Source organism: Stenotrophomonas sp. Marseille-Q5258, assembly GCF_946900935.1.
In the GTDB taxonomy this organism is placed as follows: domain Bacteria; phylum Pseudomonadota; class Gammaproteobacteria; order Xanthomonadales; family Xanthomonadaceae; genus Stenotrophomonas; species Stenotrophomonas nematodicola.
Genome location: NZ_CAMPPN010000001.1, coordinates 212,352 through 233,007, shown reverse-complemented (window position 1 = coordinate 233,007; position 20,656 = coordinate 212,352). Strand labels below are relative to the sequence as shown.

Annotated in this window: 16 protein-coding genes; 11 read left to right on the top strand and 5 right to left on the bottom strand. The window is 67.8% G+C overall.

The features are described 5' to 3' along the window. Positions 1-16 precede the first annotated feature (16 nt). The 3 genes from OC534_RS01095 to OC534_RS01085 are packed head-to-tail and all read right to left on the bottom strand — an operon-like array spanning position 17 to position 3,148. Entirely contained in the window at positions 17-1,075 is a 1,059-nt protein-coding gene (locus tag OC534_RS01095; protein WP_017357357.1) for an ABC transporter substrate-binding protein, read from the bottom strand. Next, on the bottom strand, positions 1,072-2,460 hold the full coding sequence (locus tag OC534_RS01090) for a sensor histidine kinase (protein ID WP_017357356.1): 1,389 nt from the start codon (positions 2,458-2,460) through the stop codon (positions 1,072-1,074). Before OC534_RS01090 ends, OC534_RS01095 begins: the two co-directional genes overlap by 4 nt. Further along, entirely contained in the window at positions 2,450-3,148 is a 699-nt protein-coding gene (locus OC534_RS01085) for a response regulator transcription factor (RefSeq protein WP_017357355.1), read from the bottom strand. Before OC534_RS01085 ends, OC534_RS01090 begins: the two co-directional genes overlap by 11 nt. Positions 3,149-3,330: 182 nt before the next feature. Here OC534_RS01085 and OC534_RS01080 point away from each other — a divergent pair, with 182 nt between their 5' ends. The 11 genes from OC534_RS01080 (at position 3,331) to OC534_RS01030 (ending at position 16,554) form a co-directional block, all read left to right on the top strand. Further along, entirely contained in the window at positions 3,331-4,512 is a 1,182-nt protein-coding gene (locus OC534_RS01080; RefSeq protein WP_262071230.1) for a porin, read from the top strand. A 33-nt stretch (positions 4,513-4,545) separates the two neighbouring features. Continuing rightward, entirely contained in the window at positions 4,546-5,871 is a 1,326-nt protein-coding gene (locus OC534_RS01075) for a CitMHS family transporter (protein ID WP_026070985.1), read from the top strand. Positions 5,872-5,892: 21 nt separating this feature from the next. After that, positions 5,893-6,633 carry an acetoacetyl-CoA reductase gene (phbB, locus tag OC534_RS01070; protein WP_017357352.1) on the top strand — a complete coding sequence of 247 codons (741 nt, stop codon included), beginning with the start codon at positions 5,893-5,895 and terminating at the stop codon, positions 6,631-6,633. Positions 6,634-6,882: 249 nt separating this feature from the next. Then, positions 6,883-9,414, top strand: a complete 2,532-nt coding sequence (locus tag OC534_RS01065) for a type VI secretion system tip protein VgrG (RefSeq protein ID WP_262071229.1) — start codon at positions 6,883-6,885, stop codon at positions 9,412-9,414. After that, a complete protein-coding gene (locus OC534_RS01060; RefSeq protein WP_262071228.1) occupies positions 9,411-10,298 on the top strand; it encodes a DUF4123 domain-containing protein in 888 nt (295 codons plus the stop codon). The genes OC534_RS01065 and OC534_RS01060 overlap by 4 nt, the downstream gene beginning before the upstream one ends. Continuing rightward, a complete protein-coding gene (locus tag OC534_RS01055; RefSeq protein WP_262071227.1) occupies positions 10,288-11,505 on the top strand; it encodes a DUF3304 domain-containing protein in 1,218 nt (405 codons plus the stop codon). The genes OC534_RS01060 and OC534_RS01055 overlap by 11 nt, the downstream gene beginning before the upstream one ends. Before the next feature lie 126 nt (positions 11,506-11,631). Then, positions 11,632-12,216, top strand: coding sequence for a DUF3304 domain-containing protein (locus tag OC534_RS01050; RefSeq protein WP_017356856.1), 585 nt, complete (start codon positions 11,632-11,634; stop codon positions 12,214-12,216). Then, positions 12,209-14,209: a DUF2235 domain-containing protein gene (locus OC534_RS01045; RefSeq protein ID WP_262071226.1), complete on the top strand. Its 2,001-nt coding sequence runs from the start codon at positions 12,209-12,211 to the stop codon at positions 14,207-14,209. Before OC534_RS01050 ends, OC534_RS01045 begins: the two co-directional genes overlap by 8 nt. Next, on the top strand, positions 14,206-15,765 hold the full coding sequence (locus OC534_RS01040; protein ID WP_262071225.1) for a DUF2875 family protein: 1,560 nt from the start codon (positions 14,206-14,208) through the stop codon (positions 15,763-15,765). The genes OC534_RS01045 and OC534_RS01040 overlap by 4 nt, the downstream gene beginning before the upstream one ends. Continuing rightward, complete coding sequence (locus OC534_RS01035) at positions 15,762-16,265, top strand: META domain-containing protein (RefSeq protein WP_017356859.1); 504 nt, start codon at positions 15,762-15,764, stop codon at positions 16,263-16,265. The genes OC534_RS01040 and OC534_RS01035 overlap by 4 nt, the downstream gene beginning before the upstream one ends. 28 nt (positions 16,266-16,293) lie before the next feature. After that, on the top strand, positions 16,294-16,554 hold the full coding sequence (locus OC534_RS01030; protein WP_262071224.1) for a PAAR domain-containing protein: 261 nt from the start codon (positions 16,294-16,296) through the stop codon (positions 16,552-16,554). 85 nt (positions 16,555-16,639) lie between these two features. On the opposite strand, the gene OC534_RS01025 is transcribed toward OC534_RS01030, so the two are convergent. Both OC534_RS01025 and OC534_RS01020 read right to left on the bottom strand, forming a co-directional pair. After that, positions 16,640-18,931 (bottom strand): TonB-dependent receptor, encoded by a 2,292-nt coding sequence (locus OC534_RS01025; RefSeq protein WP_262071223.1) that lies wholly within the window; start codon positions 18,929-18,931, stop codon positions 16,640-16,642. A 137-nt stretch (positions 18,932-19,068) separates the two neighbouring features. Beyond that, a complete protein-coding gene (locus OC534_RS01020) occupies positions 19,069-20,322 on the bottom strand; it encodes a flavohemoglobin expression-modulating QEGLA motif protein (RefSeq protein ID WP_026070976.1) in 1,254 nt (417 codons plus the stop codon). Positions 20,323-20,656: the final 334 nt, after the last annotated feature.

The window sequence follows — 20,656 nt, the reverse complement described above, 5'->3', positions numbered from 1 at the left end:
GCGGTGGCGCCCGGCGTTACCGGTCCTGCTGGAGCATGCTGCCACGCCAGGCGTCGAGGAACTGGCGGCGCTTGAGCCCGTCCAGGTACACCAGCAGCCCCGGCCCCAGCTGGATCGGCCGGTAGCTGCGCTCGGGCGAGCGCCCGCGCTGCTGCCCCTGCGCCGGCAGGATCGGCATCAACCGCGCCTCGCGCGACAGCACCTGCTGCCCACGCGGCGAGAGCAGGTAATCGAGGAAGCGGCGCGCCTCTTCGGCGTGGCGTGCGCTGCGCGGAATCACCGCCGTGCGCAGCACCACCAGCGTGTAGTCCTCCGGCTCGACAATGCCCAGCGGCGCGCCCGCATCGATGCGCGCCTGCGCATACGAGCCCAGCACGTTGTAGACGAGCGACAGTTCACCCCGGCTGACCTTGTCCAGCAGCACGCCGGTGCGCTCTTCCAGCTGCACCTGGTTGTCGCCCAGCGCGCCCAGCAGCGCGCCGGCCATGCTGCCGCGCTGCCCATCCTGGGTGGCAAGCAGGTAGCCCACGCTGCTGCGTTCCACGTCGTAAGTGCCGACCCGGCGCAACAGGGGCGCGTCCGGCGCGCGCAGCAGTTCCAGCAGCTGCCGGCGCGTGCGCGGAACCCGGGCCGCCGGCAGCGCGCGGGTGTTGTAGACGATCGCCACGGGCTCGTAGCTGATCCCGAAGGCCTCGTGCCGCCATTGCGCCCAGCCGGGCAGCGCATCGGTCTGCGGCGAGCGGTGCGCCAGCGCGTGGCCGTCATTGACCAGCTTGGTCTGCAGGTCCATGCCCGAACTGATCAGCATGTCCGGGGCGGCCGGCCCCGTGCGGTCGCGCAGGTAGCGCGCATACATGTCCTGGGTGATCACGTCTTCGTAGACGATCTCCGTGCCCGGGTGCAGCCGCTGGTAATCGGCGATCACGGTGGCGAACACTTCAATGTCGGTCGAGCCGTGGATGCGCAGGTGGGCCGTGGGCACGCCCTGCGCGGGGAAGCGCTGGACATCGCCCGGCGCGGCAACGGCAGGACCGCAGGCCAGGCAAAGCAGGAGCAGCAGGCAGCGCAGCGTCATGGGTGCATCCTCGGCAGGCGGATGGTGGCGATGAGGCCACCGCCGCCCACGCGGTTGGACAGATCGATGTGTCCGCCGTGGCTGTCCACCACGCGCTTGACGATGGCCAGCCCCAGGCCGGCGCCCCCTGCGGGCGCGCCCTCGCCGCGGGCGAAACGCTCGAACACACGCTCGGCATCGGCCGCGGCGATGCCCGGGCCGTGGTCGGCCACGGTCAGCACGCAGAACCCGGCGGCTTCGGTGAGCGCGATCTGCAGCGGGCCGTCGCCACCGTACTTGAGCGCGTTGTCGATCAGGTTCTTGATCGCTTCGCGCAGCAGCAGGGCGTCGCCGTTGACCCAGGCCGGCGCCGGGCTTGCCGCCAGCTGCACGCGCGGGGCGGGCAACGCCTGCGGCAGCGCCTCGTGCAGCGCCTGGTGCACGATCTCGGCCAGGTCCACCGCAGCGAAGCGTTGCAGATTGGCGCGGTGGATCACGCTGGCGTCGCTCAGCAGCTGGTTGAGCAGCCGGCTCATGTGGGTGGCATTGCGCTCGATCGCCTGCAGGCTGCGCCGCATGTCGTCCGGGTCTTCATCGTCCAGCGCCAGCTGCGCCTGGGCGCGGAGTGCGGCCAGCGGCGTGCGCATCTGGTGCGCAGCCTCGGCCATGAAGGCGCGCAGGGTCTCGTTGCTGCTCGACAGCCGCCCCATGAAGTGATTCAACGCCCCCACCATCCTGTCCATTTCGCGCGGGACCACCGCATCCAGCGGCCGCAGGTCGGACGGTTCGCGGCGGGCCAGTTCACGCTCCACCCGCACCAGCGGACGCAGTGCGCGGTGCACGCCGATGCCCACCAGTGCCAGCGACATCAGCGACAGCACCACGATCGCCACCAGCGCGCGGGTCACCATGTCCTGGGCCAGCACTTCACGGGCGCGGCGGGTCTGCCCGACCTGCACGCGCACCTCGCCCTGCGCCGACGGCGAGGACACCCGCCGCGACACCACCACAAAGCGCACCGTCTCGCCGCTGTAGGGTGCATCGAACAACTGTGGCCGGTCGCTGGGCGTGCGCGGCGCGGCCGGCAGATCGTCGTAGCCGGTAACGGTGCGATCATGGGCATCGGACACCCGATAGAACACGCGGTCCTCCGGTGCCATCGCCAGCAGGTCCAGCGCCGCGTACGGCAGATCGACCTGCCATTGCGCCTCCACCAGCGCCACCGAATCGATGATCGACAGCGCCGAGGACACCAGCAGGTGATCGTAGGAGCGGTTGGCCGCGCGCTGGCCGTAGTCACGCGCGCCGAACAGCAGCGCCACCGCGAACAGCGCCATCAGCCCGCCCAGATACAGCCACAGGGTGTGCCGGATCGAGCGTGGCGTGGCGGCAGCCTCAGCGGCCATCGTCCGGCTCCGCAGTCCCGGGGTCCACCACTTCCAGCAGGTAGCCGCTGCCGCGCACGGTCACGATCCGCAGCGGCGCGCCGGCGAGCTTGCGGCGCAGGCGCCCCACATACAGCTCGATGGCGTTGGGGCCGGCGTCGTCATCGAAGCCGAACAGCCCGTTGCCGATCTCGTCCTTGCCCACCACCTGCCCCAGCCGCCCCATCAGGATCTCCAGCAGGCGGAACTCGCGGTTGGGCAGATCGATCGGCTGTCCGTCCAGGCTGACCCGGTGCGCGGCGTTGTCGAACTGGAAGCCACCGACCTGCACCACCTCGCTGGCCTGGCCGCGCGCGCGGCGCAGCAGCACACGGCAGCGGGCCTCCAACTCGCGGAAATCAAACGGCTTGCCCAGGTAGTCGTCGGCGCCTACGTCCAGCGCCTGCACCCGGTCTTCGATGCCGTCGCGCGCGGTGAGCATCAGCACCGGGGTGCTGTCACCGCGCTCGCGCATGCCCGCCAGCACCCGCAGACCGTCCAGCTTGGGCAGGCCGATATCCAGCACCACCAGATCGAAACGCTGGTAGCGCAGCACGCTGGCAGCAGCCAGCCCGTCGTTCTGCCAGTCCACCGCATGGCCGCTGCGGCGCATGCGACGGACGATCGCATCGGCCAGGTCCGGGTTGTCTTCCACCAGCAGGATGCGCATCGGTCGGGATCGGGAACGGTGCGCGAATGCTAGCGCGTACGGCCGCCGTCGTGCGATGCGCTGCGGTGCAGCAACCGCTGACAGGTGGATGACAGCTTCCCGGCACTAGGCTGCGCGCTCGCATCGCCCCGTGCCGATGTGCTTGCCGTCACCCCATCGACAACGTGTACCTGGGAGGGTCCGTGGAACTGAATTCGCTGCGCTGGCGCGCGCCTGTTGCCTGCACCCTGCTGTTGCTGGGCGCCCCCGGTTGGGCCGCCGACGGCAGTGACGACGACCGCCCGGTCACCGCCAGCGTCGGCGGCCGCCTGCACCTGGACTTCGCCGACTTCGACAACGACAGCCGCGGCACCCCGAACAAGGACGACACCGAAATCCGCCGCGCGTGGATGGACGTGTCCGGTCGCTTCTTCGCTGTGGACTACAAACTGGAAGCGGATTTCTCCGGTGACCGTGTCGAGGCCAAGGACGTCTATGTCAGCCGCGACTTCAGCGGCGGCAAGCTGACCGTCGGCCAGTTCAAGCAGTTCTTCTCGCTGGATGACCGCACCAGTTCCAATTACGGCTCCTTCCTGGAGCGCGGCAACGCCGGCACCACCTTGGCCCCGCTGTACCGGCTGGGTGCTTCCTGGCAGGCCGCCAAAGGCGATATGACCTGGGCCGCCAGCGCCTACAGCCTGGAGAGCATCGACACCTGGCAGGTCAAGGGCCGCGCCGCCGGCGGCCGGGTCACGTGGGCGCCCGGCGCCACCGCCGGCGACGTATTGCACCTGGGCCTGTCGCTGGCCCACGAGCGCTATGACAACCCCGGCGCGAACGGCGTGCCCGGGCTGAAGATCCGTCCGCGCCCGGCCGGCCACCTGTCCGACAACAGCCGGCTGACGCTGGTCGACTTCTCGACCGGCCGCGATACCGACGTCAACAAGTGGTCGATGGAGTATGCGCAGGTGCGCGGGCCGCTGTCCTGGCAGGGCGAATTCAGCGGCGCCACCTTCGACGATGGCAGCCAGCGCGCCAAGGTGATGGCCGGCTATGGCCTGGTGAGCTGGTTCGTCACCGGCGAATCGCGGGCGTATGACCGCAAGACCGGTCGCTTCGCACGGGTCAAGGACCTGCGCCACAAGGCAGGTGCCTTCGAGCTGGCGCTGCGCTACGACCAGATGCGCGGCGACCAGCACCTGATCGGCCAGCCGGACCTGATCGATGCGCGTACCGACGCCTGGACGCTCGGCGGCAACTGGTACATGCGCCCGAACCTGCGCTTCATGCTCAACCTGATCGAAAGCCGCAACCGTGACCGCCTCGCCGACGCCACCGTGGACCGCACCCGCGCGGTCACCGGCCGCCTGCAGTTCGATTTCTAACCCCACCCCCACGTTGCAAGGAGTCCGCAGATGATGCTGAGCATCCTCGGCTTTGGCATGGTCATTACGTTCATGTATCTGATCATGAGCAAACGACTGTCGCCGCTGGTCGCCCTGATCACCATCCCGATCGTGTTCGCCATCATCGGCGGCTTCGGGGCGGGCATCGACGAGATGATGCTGGAAGGCATCAAGAAGATCGCGCCCACCGGCGTGATGTTGATGTTCGCCATCCTGTACTTCGGAGTGATGATCGATGCCGGGCTGTTCGACCCGCTGGTGCGGGTGATCCTGCGCATGGTCAAGGGCGATCCGATGAAGATCGTGCTGGGCACCGCCGCGCTGGCGATGCTGATCTCGCTGGATGGCGATGGCTCCACCACCTACATGATCACCGTCTCGGCAATGCTGCCGCTGTACCAGCGGCTGGGCATGAACGCGTTGAACATGACCTGCGTGACCATCCTCGCCGGTGGCGTGATGAACCTGACCCCGTGGGGCGGCCCTACCGCGCGTGCCGCCACCGCGCTGCACGTGGACCCGGCCGATGTGTTCGTGCCGCTGATCCCGGCGATGGTGCTGGCGTGCGCGTCGGTGCTGCTGCTGGCCTGGTACCTGGGCCTGAAGGAGCGCCGCCGGCTCGGCGTGGTCAGCCTGCCCACGGGCGGCTCGTGGATGGACGCCAGCGTTTCCGACGATGGCGCCCTGCCCACTCTGGACGACGCCGAAGACACCAAGCGCCCCAAACTGCTGTGGGTGAATCTGGGGCTGACCCTGGCGCTGATGACCGCGCTGGTGCTGGGCGTGCTGCCGATGCCGGTGCTGTTCATGGTCGGCTTCGCCATCGCGCTGGTGATCAACTACCCGAACCTGGCCGAGCAGCGCCGCCGCGTGGTCAACCATGCCGGCAACGTGCTGTCGGTGGTGTCGCTGATCTTCGCCGCCGGCATCTTCACGGGCATCCTCAACAACACCGGCATGGTCGAAGCGATGTCGCACAGCTTCCTGGCGGTCATCCCGGATGCCTGGGGTCCGTACCTGGCGGTGATCACCGCGCTGGCATCGATGCCGTTCACCTTCTTCATGTCCAACGACGCGTTCTATTTCGGCGTGCTGCCGATCCTCTCCGAGGCCGCCGGCAACTACGGCATCACCCCGGTGGAAATGGCGCGCGCCTCGCTCGCCGGCCAGCCGGTGCACCTGCTCAGTCCGCTGGTGCCGTCCACCTATCTGCTGGTGGGCCTGGCCAAGGTCGAGTTTGCCGACCACCAGAAGTTCACGCTCAAGTGGGCCGTGATGGTCTCGCTGGTGCTGATGGCCGGCAGCCTGCTGTGCGCCCTCTACCCCTTCGCCGCCTGACCCTCATCCAGGAGATTCGCCATGACCCTTCGCATCGCGTACGTGACCAGTGGCATGGGCAGCGTCGGCACCGCCATCTGCCAGAAGCTCGCCCGCAACGGCCACACCGTGGTGGCCGGCTGCGCCCCGAACTCGCCTCGCAAGTCGGCCTGGCTGCGCGAGCAGCGTGAGCTGGGCTTTGATTTCATCGCCTCCGAGGGCGACGCCACCGACTGGGCGTCGACCGTGGCCGCCTTCGCCAAGGTCAAGGCCGAAGTCGGCGAGATCGATGTGCTGGTCAACAACGCCGGCGGCAGCCGCGACGTCCTGTTCCGGCAGATGACCCAGGACGACTGGAACGCGGTGATGGGCTCCAACCTGCACGCGCTGTTCAACATCACCAAGCAGGTGATCGACGGCATGAGCACGCGGGGCTGGGGACGCATCGTCAACATCGGCTCGGTGAGCGCGCACAAGGGCCAGATCGGCCAGGTCAACTTCGCTACCGCCAAGGCCGCCATGCATGGCTTCAGCCGCGCGCTGGCCAACGAAGTGGCTACCCGCGGCGTCACCGTCAACACCATTTCGCCGGGCTACATCGCCAGCCAGGCCATCAGCAGCTTCCCGCCGGACGTGCTGGACCGGCTGGCGGCGTCCGTGCCGATCCGCCGCCTCGGCAAGCCGGAGGAAGTGGCCAGCCTGTGCGCTTGGCTGGCCTCGGATGACGCGGCGTATGTGACCGGCGCCGACTATGCCGTCAACGGCGGCCTGCACATGTTCTGAGTCCGCACGAACGTCACCGTGGGCGGCACGGTGACGTTGGTTGTCCCTGCGGCAGTGCATCACGCGGAATGATGCACACCGCTGACGCTGACACGTGCGTTTCCCATCGGTGTTGATCGCACACACCTATCGGAATCTACGCCATCTTTTGAATCTCCCCTGCGTATCGACGCTATTGCCTCTGTCGGCGGCGGCGGTACGTTCATAGACTCGTTGCACGGCCTTCAACGGCGTAACAACGAGTCACCGATGTCGCAATGGAACGCACCGTCCGCGCAGTGGACGTCCCTGCATCGTCTGATTGATCTGCACTGGGGCACCGCAGGCGCACCGCTCCCTCTGCTCGCACAACGCATCGATTTCCGCGATGCGCTCAATACCGATTTCTCCCTCACCGTGCACGGCCTTGTGCCTGGTCCCGAGAGCGACATCAGCGCACTGCCCGGTCGGGTGGTGGGTGTGGGCGTCACCACGGCGGGTGGCGGACGGCGTTGGCTCAACGGCATCATCCATGCCGTCCGCCGCACCGGCATGCACGCGGGCCACACCCGCATGGTGCTGCAGATCGGCTCGGCGCTGGCGCTGCTCCAGCAACGTCGCGCCTGCCGGATCTTCCAGGACCTGAGCGTACCGGAGATCGTGACCACGCTGCTGGATGAGCATCGACAGCGCAACGCCTGCCTGGCGACCGCCTTCGACTGCGTACAGCACCTGCTGCGGTCGCATCCGGTGCGTTCGTACTGCGTGCAGTTCAACGAGAGCGACCACGCCTTCATCGACCGGCTGCTGGCCGAGGAAGGCATCAGCTATCGCTTCCGGTTCGACATCGCAGACGGCCAGCCGCGCCACGTACTGTGCCTGACCGACACCCCCCTGTTCGACCCGGACCGCACCGTCGCCCTGCCCTACCGGGCCGGTCGCCACGATGACGACCGCGACACCCTGCAGCACTGGCAGGCCTGCCAGCGCCTGGCACCCGCCGCCGTGGCCCTGTCCAGCTACGACTATGCCCGCGCACAACCGCTGCACGGCAGTGACGACAACGCACAGCCGCTCCATGATCCGGCGCGCACCGCCACAGCTGGTCTGGAAGACCATCGTGCCGAGACGCTGTACTACGCCGGCAGCTCGCAGGAACTGGCGCGCTACAGCCAGTTGCGCATGCAGGCGCGCGAACTGCGCTCGCGCACCTGGCGTGGTGAAGGTGGACTGCGCGGCCTGGCCACCGGCGACGCAGTGGTCATCGAGGGCCATCCCGCGCATGCGACCCTGGACGTGAACGCGCGCAGCTTCCTGGTCAGCGGCGTGCACCTGCAGGCCTGCAACAACCTTCCCGCACGGGTGGAGGTTGATCCAGATGCATCGCCCGACGACCGTCTGCAGCCCGGCCAGTGCCGCACCCGCTTCCGGGCGCTGCCGCACGACCAGCCGCTGGTGCCCGAGTATGCCGACCGCCTGCACCGCCCGACGGCCAACGGGCCGCAGAGCGCCACCGTGGTGGGCCCGCCGGGCGAGACCGTGCATACCGATCCGCTCGGCCGCATCCGCATCCGCTTCCATTGGCAGCGGGCTGAGGATCGCGCCGATGGCGATGACGCCGATCTGGCGCATGCCTCCACCTGGATACGGGTCGCCCTACCGAGCGCGGGCGACGGGTTCGGCCACCAGTTCCTGCCGCGCATCGGCCAGGAAGTGCTGGTGGACTTTCTCCACGGCGACATGGACCGCCCGGTGGTCGTCGGCGTGCTGCACAACGGCCGGCATGCGCCGCCGCGGTTCTCCGGTGCCGGCCAGCTGCCGGGCAACCGTGCGCTGTCGGGCATCCAGTCGCGCGAGCATGGCGGCAACGCCCATGCCGAGCTCGTGTTCGACGACAGCCCTGGTGAGGTCGGTGCGCATCTGCGCGCCAGCCCGCATGACAGCGCGCTGCACCTGGGCCAGCTCACCACTCCGCGCCGGGACGGCCAGGCGCAGCCGCGCGGCAGCGGTGCCGAACTGCGCACGGATGCCGCGCTGGCCCTGCGTTCGGCGCACGGCCTGCTGCTGAGCAGCCACGGCCGCACGCAGGCGCGCGGCCATCAGCTGGACCAGCAGGAGCTGCTGGGGCTGCTGGACGAGTGCCGCCAGGTGTTCGCGCAGCTGGCCACCCTGGCCGCTGAACAGCAGGCCGGCACCGCCAGCGCAACGCCGCAGCACGCCCTCGCAGAAGCGCTGAAGGCGTGGACCGGCGAGGGAGACGGCGGCCACGCCCCGGTTGTTGCCGTGTCCGCCGCTGCCGGGCTGGTCACCGCCACGCCGGCATCGCAGCTGCATGTCAGCCGTGGCCAGCACGATGTCGTGGCCGGCACCCATCTGCAGCAGACCAGTGGCGAACGCATGCACCTGCAGGCCGGCCAGGGCCTGTCCCTGTATGCCGGCGACGGTGGCATCAGCGCTGTCGCCAACGCCGGCCCATTGCAGCTGCAGTCACGCGGCGACCAGATCCAGGCGCACGCATTGCAGGGCATGCAGCTCAGCGCCGAGAACGGTGAGATCGTCATTGCCGCGCCAGTCATCCGGCTGGTCGCCGCCGACGGCAGCTTCCTGCGCATCGGCGGCGGCGTCACCGGCGGCAGCGATGGGGCCATCCGCCTCCACGGTGCCCGCCATGACTGGGACGGACCGCAGACCGAGCACTGGTCGCGCGCCCTGCCCCAGGCAACTCCGCCGGTCTGCCTGCCCTGCCTGGCCCAGGCCGCGCAGCTCGGCACCTACCGCGTCAACCTGACGGAGGCCGCATGAACCCGTTGCCCCCGGCCTGCCACGCGCTGGTCGTGAATCCCTCCCTGCACGCGTACGTCCTGATCGACGGTGCGGTGCAGCGCGGTCTTGCCGGGCGCCTGGCACGGGGCGCGCCGCAGGCCATCGCCCTGTTCGCCGACCTGTCGGCCGATGCCCAGTCGATGGGCCCGTGGCTGTTGCCCGCCAGCGACGCAGGCGCGCACGGGATCGACGGCAGTGCGCCGGGCGTGAACTGGCTGGTCAGCGAGGCACCCGCAGACGAGATCGCCGATCACCTGCGCGACTGGATGCGTGAGGGCGATCGCAACAGCCCGCACTACACCCGGCTGGGCGACGGGCGCGTGCTGCGCGCGGCGATGGACGTGTGGACGCCCGCCCAGCGCGCCGCGTTCTGCGCGCCGTGGCGCGGCTGGTGGCTGGCCGACCGCGACGGCCGCGCGCTGGCATTGGACCTGCCTGCCCCCTCGCCGCCCGCACCCGGCGATGCCGGCCGCCCCGGCTGGAGCGACGCGCAGCATCACGCGATGCGGCAGCACGGCCTGGCCGACGCGCTGATCCAGCCGCTGAAAGGCGTGATCCGTCTCGCCCCCACCCTGCGCGGCCGGGAAGCCCGCCACGCGCTCGCCGCGCACACCCTGGCGCTGGCCGGCGCGCAGGGCTATACCGACGCAACCGACCAGAGCAGTTGGATCGCCTGGGCGCTACAGCGCGGCCATTGCTCCGGCGGGATCGCCGCACACCCGGTGCACGCGCAGGGACTGCGCGGAGCAGCGCTGTGGGAGGCGTTGACCGGCGACGCGGACGACGCTGGGCCTGCGTCGCCGGATGGCACTGAACGTGCTGCGGCAGCGACACCTGCCGAGGAGGCTCGCGATGACGCATGACGCCGGTCCGGATAGGCCGGGTGGAGCCGGGAACGGCAATCTGCGCGCGCTGCTGTGGTTCGTCGTCGACGGCGTGGTGACCGTGCTGTTCACTGCTGCGCTGTGGCAGGCAAGCTATGCGAAGGGGGACGACGGCATGGGACCATCCTGGTTCGTGGTGGTCATGCCCCCGATGCTGCTGCTCTTCGTCAATGGCTTCCGACGCGTCGTTTGCAACTACCATCGCATGACGTTCCAGGGCGTTCCCCTGGTCCAGTGCGTCGTTGCCCTCTGGGTCGCTGTGATGTTCTACCTGCTCGCCTGGAGTGTCGACTCGACGGGTTGGGGCGCCACGATCGTCCCCATTTTTGTCTATGTCGCTGCCTACCCGCTGGCGGTATGCACAGGCCTTCTCTATGCGTTGCTTGACGCACTGCTGCGGCGCGCCGTCAGGATGACACCCGTGATCGCTGTCGAGGCATCTGACGATCCACATGCCTCGGTAGCGCAGCGCGTATCGTCATCTATGACAGCCGGTCCATCCTTCCAGCGGTACTCGCTGACCCGACGCGCGAGACGTCGGGATTCGATCCAGCATATTCCCGCACAGCAGGAGACCGATCTGCACGCGCACGCGTCCGGGGAACCCGGTTCGTCGGCGGAGAAAACAACCAGTGCGAGCCAGTCAAACGGCCGTGGCGCATCCCTTCAAGGCTACCTCTGGACAGGTGTCGTACTGCTCCTTATCGCTGCAACTGCGATGTACGACCGTCCCAGTACCGTTGCTGTAGACGACAAGGTCGCATCAAGGCGGTTCAGCACCAGCCTGACATCGATGGACTACGAGCCCACGGACACCTTCGTGCAACCGGTGTATGTGGACGGGGGTGGGGGCGATAGCGCGGGCACCGGTGGCAGCACGGTACTGAGTGCCTTTGCCTTGCCGGTTCGCTGGCACCCGGGGCTGACCGTGCGGGTCAAGTGGCGGCGGTGCAACGCGTTCTATGCAGACAGGCCTCAGACAGAGGAACAGGCGTGCCGTTGGGTGGAGAAGGACGTACCCGTCCATCCCTATACGTACGTCAGCTCAACGAATGTTCACCTGTTTGCCGACGACCAGGTACTGGTGATTCCGGGGATGCTCGGTCCGCGTCACGCGGACTACCCGGGAGCTCCGCCTCCTTACAAGAACTTCTACGAAGAACGGGGTATCGGCCACGATGACTGAATTCGCGTCGCGCACAGGGTCCCGATTCGCAATGCATCCTCTCAAGGCGGGTTTCTCGATGCCACTCACAGGATTGATCCGTGCAAAGCAATCAAGCAAAAGCCGACACAGGGGTGGCACCGGCCCATGACCAACGAACCAAAGGCCGACAGCGACAGTGCCTCCGCTGACGATGACCTGCGCACGTCCCAGCGCGCCCGCATCGGGTTTGGCGTCCTGCTTTTCGTCGTTACGGTAGTTGTACTGTCCAGCCGTGATCGACCCGCTGCTCTAGACGGCAAACACACGTCAGCACGATTCGTCACCAGCCTGACCGCGATGGACTACGAGCCCACAGACACCTTCGTGCAGCCGGTGTATGTCGACGGGGGTGGCGGCGATAGCGCGGGCACCGGTGGCAGCACGGTACTGAGTGCCCTCAGCCTGCCGGTGCGCTGGCACCCGGGGCTCACCGTACGTGTCAAGTGGCGCCGCTGCAAGGCTTTTTACGCGGACAACCCTCAGACAGAGGAACAGGCGTGCCGTTGGGTGGAGAAGGACGTACCCGTTCATCCCTATACCGACGTCAGCTCAACGAACGTTCACCTGTTTGCCGACGACCAGGTTCTGGTGATTCCCGCAATCATGAGTCCGCGCCACGAGGACTATGCAGGCGCTCCGCATCCTTACAAGAACTTCTACAAAAAACGAGGTATTGGCCACGATGAATGAGTTCGCCTGGCTTCCAGGATGCGCGCCTGCGACGCGCCTTTTCAATCCCTGCGCTTCTGGCGCGGGAAAGACTGGCGCGTCCTGTTCGCTCCCTGTTCGATTCTCGATCTTCTTCGACGGAACACGGAATCACAGCACGGAAGACCGTCCCTCTGGCTCTCACAGCAACGTTGCAAGGCTCTACGACGCATGCACGGAGCAGGTTGAGATCGGGGAGTTTCGCCTTTACATACAGGGCGTCGGAACGCCCTTCCCGGAAATTGGCGAACACGAGCCACACGAACATGGCGCGCGGGACGGCGAGTATGGCGATCGACGCTTGCGGTATGCATTCATGTTCATGGCCAACAAGATTTCCGAACTGCTTTGCGGCAAGCGTGTGGTTTCAGACAACGCAGATGCCATCATCAAGGCCGTTGAGAGCGACCATCAGATCAGACGCGTGCGCCGAACGCTTGACGAGGTGCTGGCCAACCCGAAAGCAGCTGCCCCCGTGATCTCGACGATCACGCTGGACCTGTTCGGCTTTTCGCGCGGCGCCACTGCAGCACGCGCGTTCCTCAACCACCTGATCGAGTGGGCGGGAGAGTATAGACCACAGGTCTGCGGCATCCCGTTGAGGGTACGCTTCATGGGGCTGTTCGATACGGTGGCATCGGTCGAGATTGCTGATTCCATGCCGCGCACAGGGGACGGCCATCTGTCATGGGCGAGTCCACGGTACATGGTGATTCCTTCATTTGTAGAGCAGTGCGTCCATATGGTTGCCGGGCATGAGGCACGCAACTCGTTCCCACTGACGAGTATTTCCGCTTCACGCGAGCAAGCTCCGCATCGTCTGGAAATCATCTACCCCGGTGTGCATGCCGACGTTGGCGGCGGCTACGGACCACATTCCCAAGGCAAGGGTACCCTGGAGGGCGGGCAGCGTATCCGCCAGCAACAGGGCGACCTTCTGTCGCAGGTCTCCCTCAATGATATGTATGCACGTGCCCGAGCCGCTGCAGTACCCCTCAGGCCGCTCACTGAACTCTACCAGACCGAAGTCGGCCCATTCTTCGCCATATCACCGGAGTTGCAGCGCAGCTACGACGCTTATCAGAAGACGCTTGAGCAGCACCGCGCCGGCGCCCCGCTGCTTCGCCTACTACACGCGCACTATCTCGCCTACCTGGGCTGGCGGCGACAAGTTCTGCCGCGCGAGACATTCATCGCACAGCCATTCATGACCCACTGCAAGCAGACACAGACGCAGGACCACATCAATCTCGACCAGGCAAATGCCGAATTGATGGTCTATCTCGCCGTGTTCAACGATCCGGCGCAGCGTGCCCGAGTGCATGGCAGGCGCGCGCTTGGCTTACCTGGCTTTGTTCACCGTGAGCACGCCTGCATGGAGATGTACGACCGCTACTGGGGAGCGTCTCCAGAGCCCGGCGACGCCTTGCGAAACATTCTCATGCAGTACGTCCATGACTCGCGTGCTGGCTTCGTACTGACAGACCCGCAATGCGAGCGTGACTACAGGAACATGCATGCCCACCTCGAAGCCTGTGACGCGCAGTATCGAGAGAGCCTTCGTATACATGCTGTGGACACCAAGGACCGACAAGAGGCATATCAGCGCGCTGTGGAGGCCCATACGCACTTTGTTCCCACCGGCTGGCGGGAAACCCGGCCGCCCATGCCAAAACCCCCTCTCGTCCGCGCGATCCCCGAAGATCCACTCAATGCGGAAGACCGCAAGGCGCTTGCCACTTTTCGGGCCGGCAGGACGCCCATTTTCACCGATGCCAAACCCGCGTCAGCAATGGATGGCAAGGAGAATGTGCTGGATTACATTGCCAAGGTCTCCCGCCGCGAAGTGCGCTGGAGTTATCTACGCCGGCGTCAGGTATTCCGACCATACGTCACCACTACCGGGCATCCACGGATCGGCATCAGGACAGTGGACCCCTCTGAACGCCTCCGCTACGAGGACGGTCTCACATGATCCCGCACGCGTTCCTGCGACCCGCCTTCTTCCTGCTGTGGGCACTCTGGTCGCTGCTGATGGGCTGGTACGCCGTCGATGATAACCAACTCGCTTCGCCTGCACAGGCCGTGGGCCCGTGGCTCGCGGGCAGCATCGCGCTGGGCGCGCTGTTCCTGCTGGTGGCCGCGCTGATCAAGGTGCTTCAGGAGATGCGCGCCGGCGCGCGCGGCATCACACCGCTGCGCGCTGCGGGTTCGCCGGTGCTGCCACTGCCCGCCACGGGCGCGGCGGCTGCGCCCACCGCCCCGGTGCTTCAGATCCGCGCGTGCTACGCGCGCCTTGCGCGGCAGGCACCCGACGCTCTTGTGGCCCTGCTGGACAACCCGCAGGCCACCCGCCCGGTACTGGCTGCGCACGCCGAGGACCCGGCCGCGCGCCTGGCCGAGCGCGGCATGGCGATGCAGGTGCAGTTGGCGCAGGGAATGGAGATGCTGGTCGCCGCCCTGCCCGATGCCGCGCCGGTGGCGATGTTCACGCTGGCCCCCACGCTCACCCGCCACAGCCGTTACGCCGCAATGGAGTGGCCGGGGTTGATGGCCAGCCAGTCCGACGCGCCCGGCGCGCTGCTGCTGCGCGAGCTGGACGTCAATGGCCCGTCGCTGGCGCCGGTGCTGCAGGCGTTGTTCGCCCGCTTCACGGCGTCACCGCGATTGTGCAACGCCGTGCTGCTGAGCCTGGAGGGCCGGCTGATCCGAGGCCGGTACCACCGCCCCCGCGATGACGCGCCCGAGGACGCGCTGGACCAGAGCATGGTGCTGATGTGGATCACCCGCACCGGGGTGCCCGATGCCATACGGCGCGAGGCGGTGGAACCGGACACGCCGGCGGCGCAGCATGCGCGGCAGCCGTACGCGTGGTTCCGCGAGGAACTGGCGGCGTACACGGCCCTGGCCCCGCACGAGCCAGAAGCGCAGGTGCATGCCGCGGCGTTCACCGCATCGCTGTTGCAGGCGCTCCGCGAAGAAGGGGCTGCGCCGGCCCATCGACTGGGCGACGACACGTGGTACCCGGTGCCGTGGACCCGGCAGCAGATCGCCCTTCAGGAGGCCGCGCCCGTGCTGGGTACGCTGTACCCGCCCCGCTGTGTCGCCCTGCGCGATGAGGATGGCGAAGCGTTGTCGCAGCGCGCGCAGGCGGCCGCCATTGCCGACGCGTGGCAGGCACTGCACGCCGCGCTGCCCGAGACCGCCCGCCTGCGCTGCGTCTGGTACGACAGTAGTGCGGATGTGGACGCCGCCATCGCGCTGCGCATGGCAATGCGCGGGCTCGCCGACCCGCTCGATCTGGACGATCCACGCGTGGGCATCGACCTGGCCACGCGCGTGGGTGCGCTTGGCGGTGGCAGCGGTGCCGCCGCCCTGGCGTTGGCGCTGGCCAGCGGCAAGGCCGGTACCGCCGTCATCGTCGACGATGACGGCCGTCTGCTGCTGCAGCCCATCGTGCCCGCGCCGCAGCCCGATGCCACGGACACCGCGTCCGCCCTGTCCCGCCAGCCCGATCTGGAGCACCCATGACCGCTCGCCTCGCCCTGCCCCTCCTGCTGTTCTCGGTGGCCGCACTGACAGCCTGCCAGGAACGCTACGCACTGACGAACGGGTGGGAGACCTGGCCCACCACGCCCGAACCCCCGCAGCCGCTGCTCGGCACGGTGTGGAAGCTGCATGACCTGCCCGCCACGGCCGATAAGGCCGCAACCGTGGTGCCACCGGATTCGCACGTGGGCTTCATCATTCTCGAAGCCGACGGCCGGCATCTTATCGGCTATGCCGGCTGCCAGCCGATGACCGCGTTGTACCGCCAGCAGGGCATGCAATTGACGGTGGACGGGCTGGCACGCACCGGCTCGCGCTGCCACAAGGAGCGGTTCGATGACGTGGGCGACCGCTTCGCCGCTGCGCTGAGCGGGGCCACCGGCTACCGGATGGCCGAGGACGACGCCCTGCTGCACATCCTGCACGGGGACACCGTGACCGCGACGCTGATCTATCGCACGCCGCCCAAGGGCTACTGGTGACGCGGGCGGGCCGCAGGCGGCGGCGGGCATGAAGCACCCTGTCTGCCTGGGCGATCCCACCAGCGGCGGTGGCGAGGTGGTGCAGTGCCAGGGCAGCGGGCGCATCGACGGCGCGACGATCGCGGTGGTGGGCGACCTGGCCACCTGCGCGCTGCACCCGGGCCGGCATGCCTTCGTGGAAGGCTGCGCGCGGGTGCGGATGAACGGCGCACCGGTGGTGCGCGACGGTGACCGGCTGGCCTGCGGCTGCCGCGGTGTGGCCCGCCATGCGCGGCGCGTGCGCGGCTGAACGCAGCAGGGCCGCGCGGCGGAATGCCGTGCGGCCCTGGCGGGGCCGCCGACCAGGGTCGGCGGCTACCGGTGTGGCGCGGCGGTCAGAACTCGGCGCCGAGGGTCAGGAACACCTGGCGCGGCGCGCTGGCGTGGATCGCGTAGCGGGTGCCGTTCGGGTCGGCCGGGGCGAACGAACTGAGCTGCCCGGCGTAGCGCTTGTTGGTCAGGTTGGTCGCGTTGAGCGAGACCTTGACGTCGCGCAGGCCCATGCCCGGACCGAACGAATAGCCCATGCCGGCATCGAAGGTGGTCACACCCGGCACCGACTGGTCGTTGGTGTAGGTGTAGTAGCGCTTGCCGGTGTACTTGGCGCGCAGGCTGGCGAAGAAGCCGTCGCGGTTCCAGCTGATCTCACTGGACGCCATGCGTTGCGGGGTATCGACGGTGATCTTGCCGGCCACCGGTACGATCGCGCCACCGGAAGTGTAGTTGTCTTCGTAGGTGGTCTTGTTCCAGGAGAGGGCGTTGTACCACTGCAGGCCATCGACCGGCTTGAGGATGAAGGTCAGCTCGGCGCCACGGCTCTTGACCGACCCGACGTTGATGAAGCGCGTGATGCACTCCGGGCGCGTGCCCACTTCGATGCTGGTGCACGGGTTGAGCGAGAGCAGACGGTTGTCGAACATCACGTGGTAGGCGGCGATGGAGGCCTGGTACTTCTCGCCGAAGGTGCGGAAGCCGGCTTCCAGGGTCTTGGACTTCTCCGGATCCAGCCCGGCGCTGGCCGCGAAGGATTCCGGCGACACCTGCAGCGGGCCGCCGCTGCCACCGCCGACGAAGGCGGCGATGTTCTCCGAGTAGGACGCGAACAGCTCCTGGTTGGGCGTGAGCTTGAAGCCGATGCCGGCCTGCGGCAGCACCGATTCCTTGGCGGTCAGCGTACCGGAGGCATAGCTGGCCTCGGTGCCGGGCTTCGCATTGGCGGTCATGCGCGTGTTCGGGCTCTTGACGCCCACGTCCACGGTCAGGCGGTTGTCCAGGAAGCGCATGCGGTCCTGCACGTAGAACTGGCGCGTGCGGATGTCGAAATCCTGGTCGAACAGGCGACGGTCGGGATGGTTGAGGTAGCCGTCATCCAGGAACGGGCCGGTGATGTAGTAGAAGTTGCGCTCGACGTTGTGGTCGTTGCGTTCGTACCACAGGCCGGCTTCCAGTTCGTGCAGACCCCACTGCCAGTTCAGCGCGGCGGTGATGCCCTGGCGGTTGATGGTGTAGTTGGTGCTGCGGATGGAGATCGGCAGCGCCTGCGGTGTGCCCGGGTTGGACGGCTGGCCCGGTGCCCACCAGTGGCCCTGGCCACGGTTCTCATGGTGGTAGCCGAGCAGCTTCAGACGGGCGGTGTCTCCCAGCGCCAGGTCCGCATCAAGCGAGTAGAGATTGTCATCGCGCAGCGCACGGCTCTGGTAGTACGCGTCGTCGATGCTGTTGACGCCGCCGCTGAAGGCGCATTTCTGCGCGTTGTAGGTACCCGGCGCGCAGTACGCTGCGGCCACCGCGCGGTCCCAGTCCGGTGCGTAGATGTTCCAGTCCCAGCCCAGGCCGCGCGCGAGCATGCTCTTGGACAGGTAGGCGTAGTTGGCCTGGCTCGCCCGCGACGTGGCGACGAAGGCGCCGAAGCGGTTGTCGCCGACATTCCACACCGCCTTGGCATTGAACTGGCGGGTGGTCTGATTCTGGTTGGGCTCGGCCCACATGTCCGCATCCTGGTGGACGCCGGACACGTAGGCGGAGAAGCCGTTGATGTCGCCGGTATCCACGCGCAGGTAGCCGCGTCGCTGGTTGTCGTCGCCGACCGTCACGCTGGCGCGGGCGCCGAATTCGGTGGACGGGTCCTGCGAGAAGTACTGGATGGTGCCGCCCAGGTTGCTGGTGGAGGCCACGCCCAGCGAGCCGATGCCCTGCGACAGCTCGGCACCGGCCAGGTTCTCGGCAATGAGCGCACGGGCGATGCTCAGGCCGTTGTAGTTGCCGTAGCTGTTGTCGCCCAGCGGAATGCCATCCAGCGTGTAGCCCAGGCGGCTCTTGTCGAAGCCGCGCAGGCTGATCGTCTGCGATTCTTCGTTGGCGCCGAAGGCATCGTTGGACTGCACGGATACGCCGGGCAGGCGGTCGAGGATCTTCTGGCCGCTGGTGCCCGGCGGCAGCACTTCCTTGTCGACGGCGGTGATGCGCTGCACCTGGCGGGTTTCGCCCTGGCCGATCACCGACACGGTGTCGAGGGTCTGCGCGCTGAGCGCAACGTTGGCGTCGGTGTTGGCGTCTACATCGGCGGCGTGGGCATTGGCAGCGCACAGCGCGATCGCAACCGCGATCGTCAGGGGTCGGGTAAGCATGGTGATCCGTAGCATGTGGGATGGTGACCTGCGCAGTGCAGGTGCGCGACCATCATGCGAGCGGAAGATGAAAGCATTCTTACGCGGCGCACCTCGGTTGACGACGTGCGACGAAATCCGGGAAATCGTGGCACGCGCTATTCGGTTGCCAATTGATCCATGCGGATGCGGTTGGCGAACAGCGAGAAAGCCAGCATGCCCGCCAGTCCGTTGGCGCGGCTGACCCAGTGCGGCAGCCAGCGCGGCGGGCGCAGGATGCCCTCTTCGAACAACGGCGCGAACGCGATGGCGTCGGTGAGCGACATCTTGCCGGCGAACAGCCAGCGGCACACCTGCAGGCGGTCTTCGGCCAGCATGTGGCGGAAGAAGGTATGCACCGACACCAGCCCGCGCAGGTACACGGTGTCCTTGGTGAAGGCCGCACCGCCGCTGGGCGGCACGCCGCGGAACACGCGCTGGGCCGAGGCGAAGCTCTCTTCGCTGTTCTGCCCGGCGTCGCAGAAGTAGCGGAATACCTGGATGAAATCGGCGCCCTCGCGCGCCATCGCGATCGCCTCGGTGCGCAGGCTGATGCGTTTGAGCCGTTCGATGTCGATGCTGCCGGTGATCTGCTCGGCGAACGTGGCCAGGCCTTCCTGGGTGGCGGTGACGCGCGGCGACGACAGCGCCAGACTGGGCAGGTGCGGTTGTTCGCGGCCGTTGAGCGCGGTGAGCGAGTGCACCAGGGCTTCGTGGTGGAACAGCTGTGCGCGGTCGTAGGCGCTGAAGCGCGCACTGGTGCGCAGGCGGATGCGGGTGGGGCCGGCGGCCGCCTTGGAAATCAGCTCCGGATCGAGCTGCACGGTGATGATGCGCGATTCGAAGAAGGCATCCAGGTCGCTCTGCAGCTGCAGTTGCAGCGCGGTGGCCGAGACCGGCACCTGTTCTTCCGGGGCGAGCAGTTCGTGGTCCAGTTCCTGGGCGATCTGGATGAAGTGGCGGGCTGCCTCGCGGGTGCTGGGGCCGTGACCGGGCAGCGGCTGCTCGGGCGCGCCGAACAGTTCGACGGAGTAGCGGTCGACGCCTGCGGTTCCCAGTGACTCGAGCAGACCGGCGGCCTGGTCCCAGCTGTGCGCCGAGCGCTGCACGTACAGACCGATGGGGTGGCTGGGATCGCACTGGGCGCTGATCGCGGCGAGCGCGCGTCGAGTGTCGCCGAAATCCAGGCGGGGGTAGTCCACCTGCGGCAGCACCGGCTGCCCACGCGCCACGCTGGCCAGGAACGGCGCCTGCAACGCCGCCGGCCAACTGGTCAGGCCAAGCAGCTTGATGCCGGCCACGGCCTCCACCAGCTGCGCGTCGAGCGCCGTGTGGTGGGCCACATCACGATCCACGGTCATGGGGGTGTCCATGAGGCGGACATTAGCAGGGTCCGGAACGGGGGCCCGGTTGGCTGGTCACGTGGAGCCGGCTGTCGCGCGCAGCGCGGGGGGGCGGTGGCCGCACGGAAAGCAGCCGACTGGAAGTCGGCTCTACGAGGATGCGACGCGCGGGGCCCTTGTAGAGCCGGCTTCCAGCCGGCTGTCGCGCGCAGCGCGGGGGGTTCGATGGCCGCATGGAAAGCAGCCGACTGGAAGTCGGCTCTACGGGATGCAACGCGCGGGGCCCTTGTAGAGCCGGCTTCCAGCCGGCTGTCGCGCGCAGCGCGGGGGGTCGGTGGCCGCACGGAAAGCAGCCGACTGGAAG

Bases quoted from the DNA above. Each gene is read 5' to 3' on its own strand.
- OC534_RS01020 (WP_026070976.1), bottom strand. From the start codon at position 20,322: ATGGACACCCCCATGACCGTGGATCGTGATGTGGCCCACCACACGGCG.
- OC534_RS01025 (WP_262071223.1), bottom strand. From the start codon at position 18,931: ATGCTTACCCGACCCCTGACGATCGCGGTTGCGATCGCGCTGTGCGCT.
- OC534_RS01060 (WP_262071228.1), top strand. From the start codon at position 9,411: ATGAACCCGTTGCCCCCGGCCTGCCACGCGCTGGTCGTGAATCCCTCC.
- OC534_RS01035 (WP_017356859.1), top strand. From the start codon at position 15,762: ATGACCGCTCGCCTCGCCCTGCCCCTCCTGCTGTTCTCGGTGGCCGCA.
- OC534_RS01040 (WP_262071225.1), top strand. From the start codon at position 14,206: ATGATCCCGCACGCGTTCCTGCGACCCGCCTTCTTCCTGCTGTGGGCA.
- OC534_RS01075 (WP_026070985.1), top strand. From the start codon at position 4,546: ATGCTGAGCATCCTCGGCTTTGGCATGGTCATTACGTTCATGTATCTG.
- OC534_RS01030 (WP_262071224.1), top strand. From the start codon at position 16,294: ATGAAGCACCCTGTCTGCCTGGGCGATCCCACCAGCGGCGGTGGCGAG.
- OC534_RS01090 (WP_017357356.1), bottom strand. From the start codon at position 2,460: ATGGCCGCTGAGGCTGCCGCCACGCCACGCTCGATCCGGCACACCCTG.
- OC534_RS01055 (WP_262071227.1), top strand. From the start codon at position 10,288: ATGACGCATGACGCCGGTCCGGATAGGCCGGGTGGAGCCGGGAACGGC.
- OC534_RS01095 (WP_017357357.1), bottom strand. From the start codon at position 1,075: ATGACGCTGCGCTGCCTGCTGCTCCTGCTTTGCCTGGCCTGCGGTCCT.
- OC534_RS01065 (WP_262071229.1), top strand. From the start codon at position 6,883: ATGTCGCAATGGAACGCACCGTCCGCGCAGTGGACGTCCCTGCATCGT.
- OC534_RS01085 (WP_017357355.1), bottom strand. From the start codon at position 3,148: ATGCGCATCCTGCTGGTGGAAGACAACCCGGACCTGGCCGATGCGATC.
- OC534_RS01045 (WP_262071226.1), top strand. From the start codon at position 12,209: ATGAATGAGTTCGCCTGGCTTCCAGGATGCGCGCCTGCGACGCGCCTT.
- phbB (WP_017357352.1), top strand. From the start codon at position 5,893: ATGACCCTTCGCATCGCGTACGTGACCAGTGGCATGGGCAGCGTCGGC.
- OC534_RS01050 (WP_017356856.1), top strand. From the start codon at position 11,632: ATGACCAACGAACCAAAGGCCGACAGCGACAGTGCCTCCGCTGACGAT.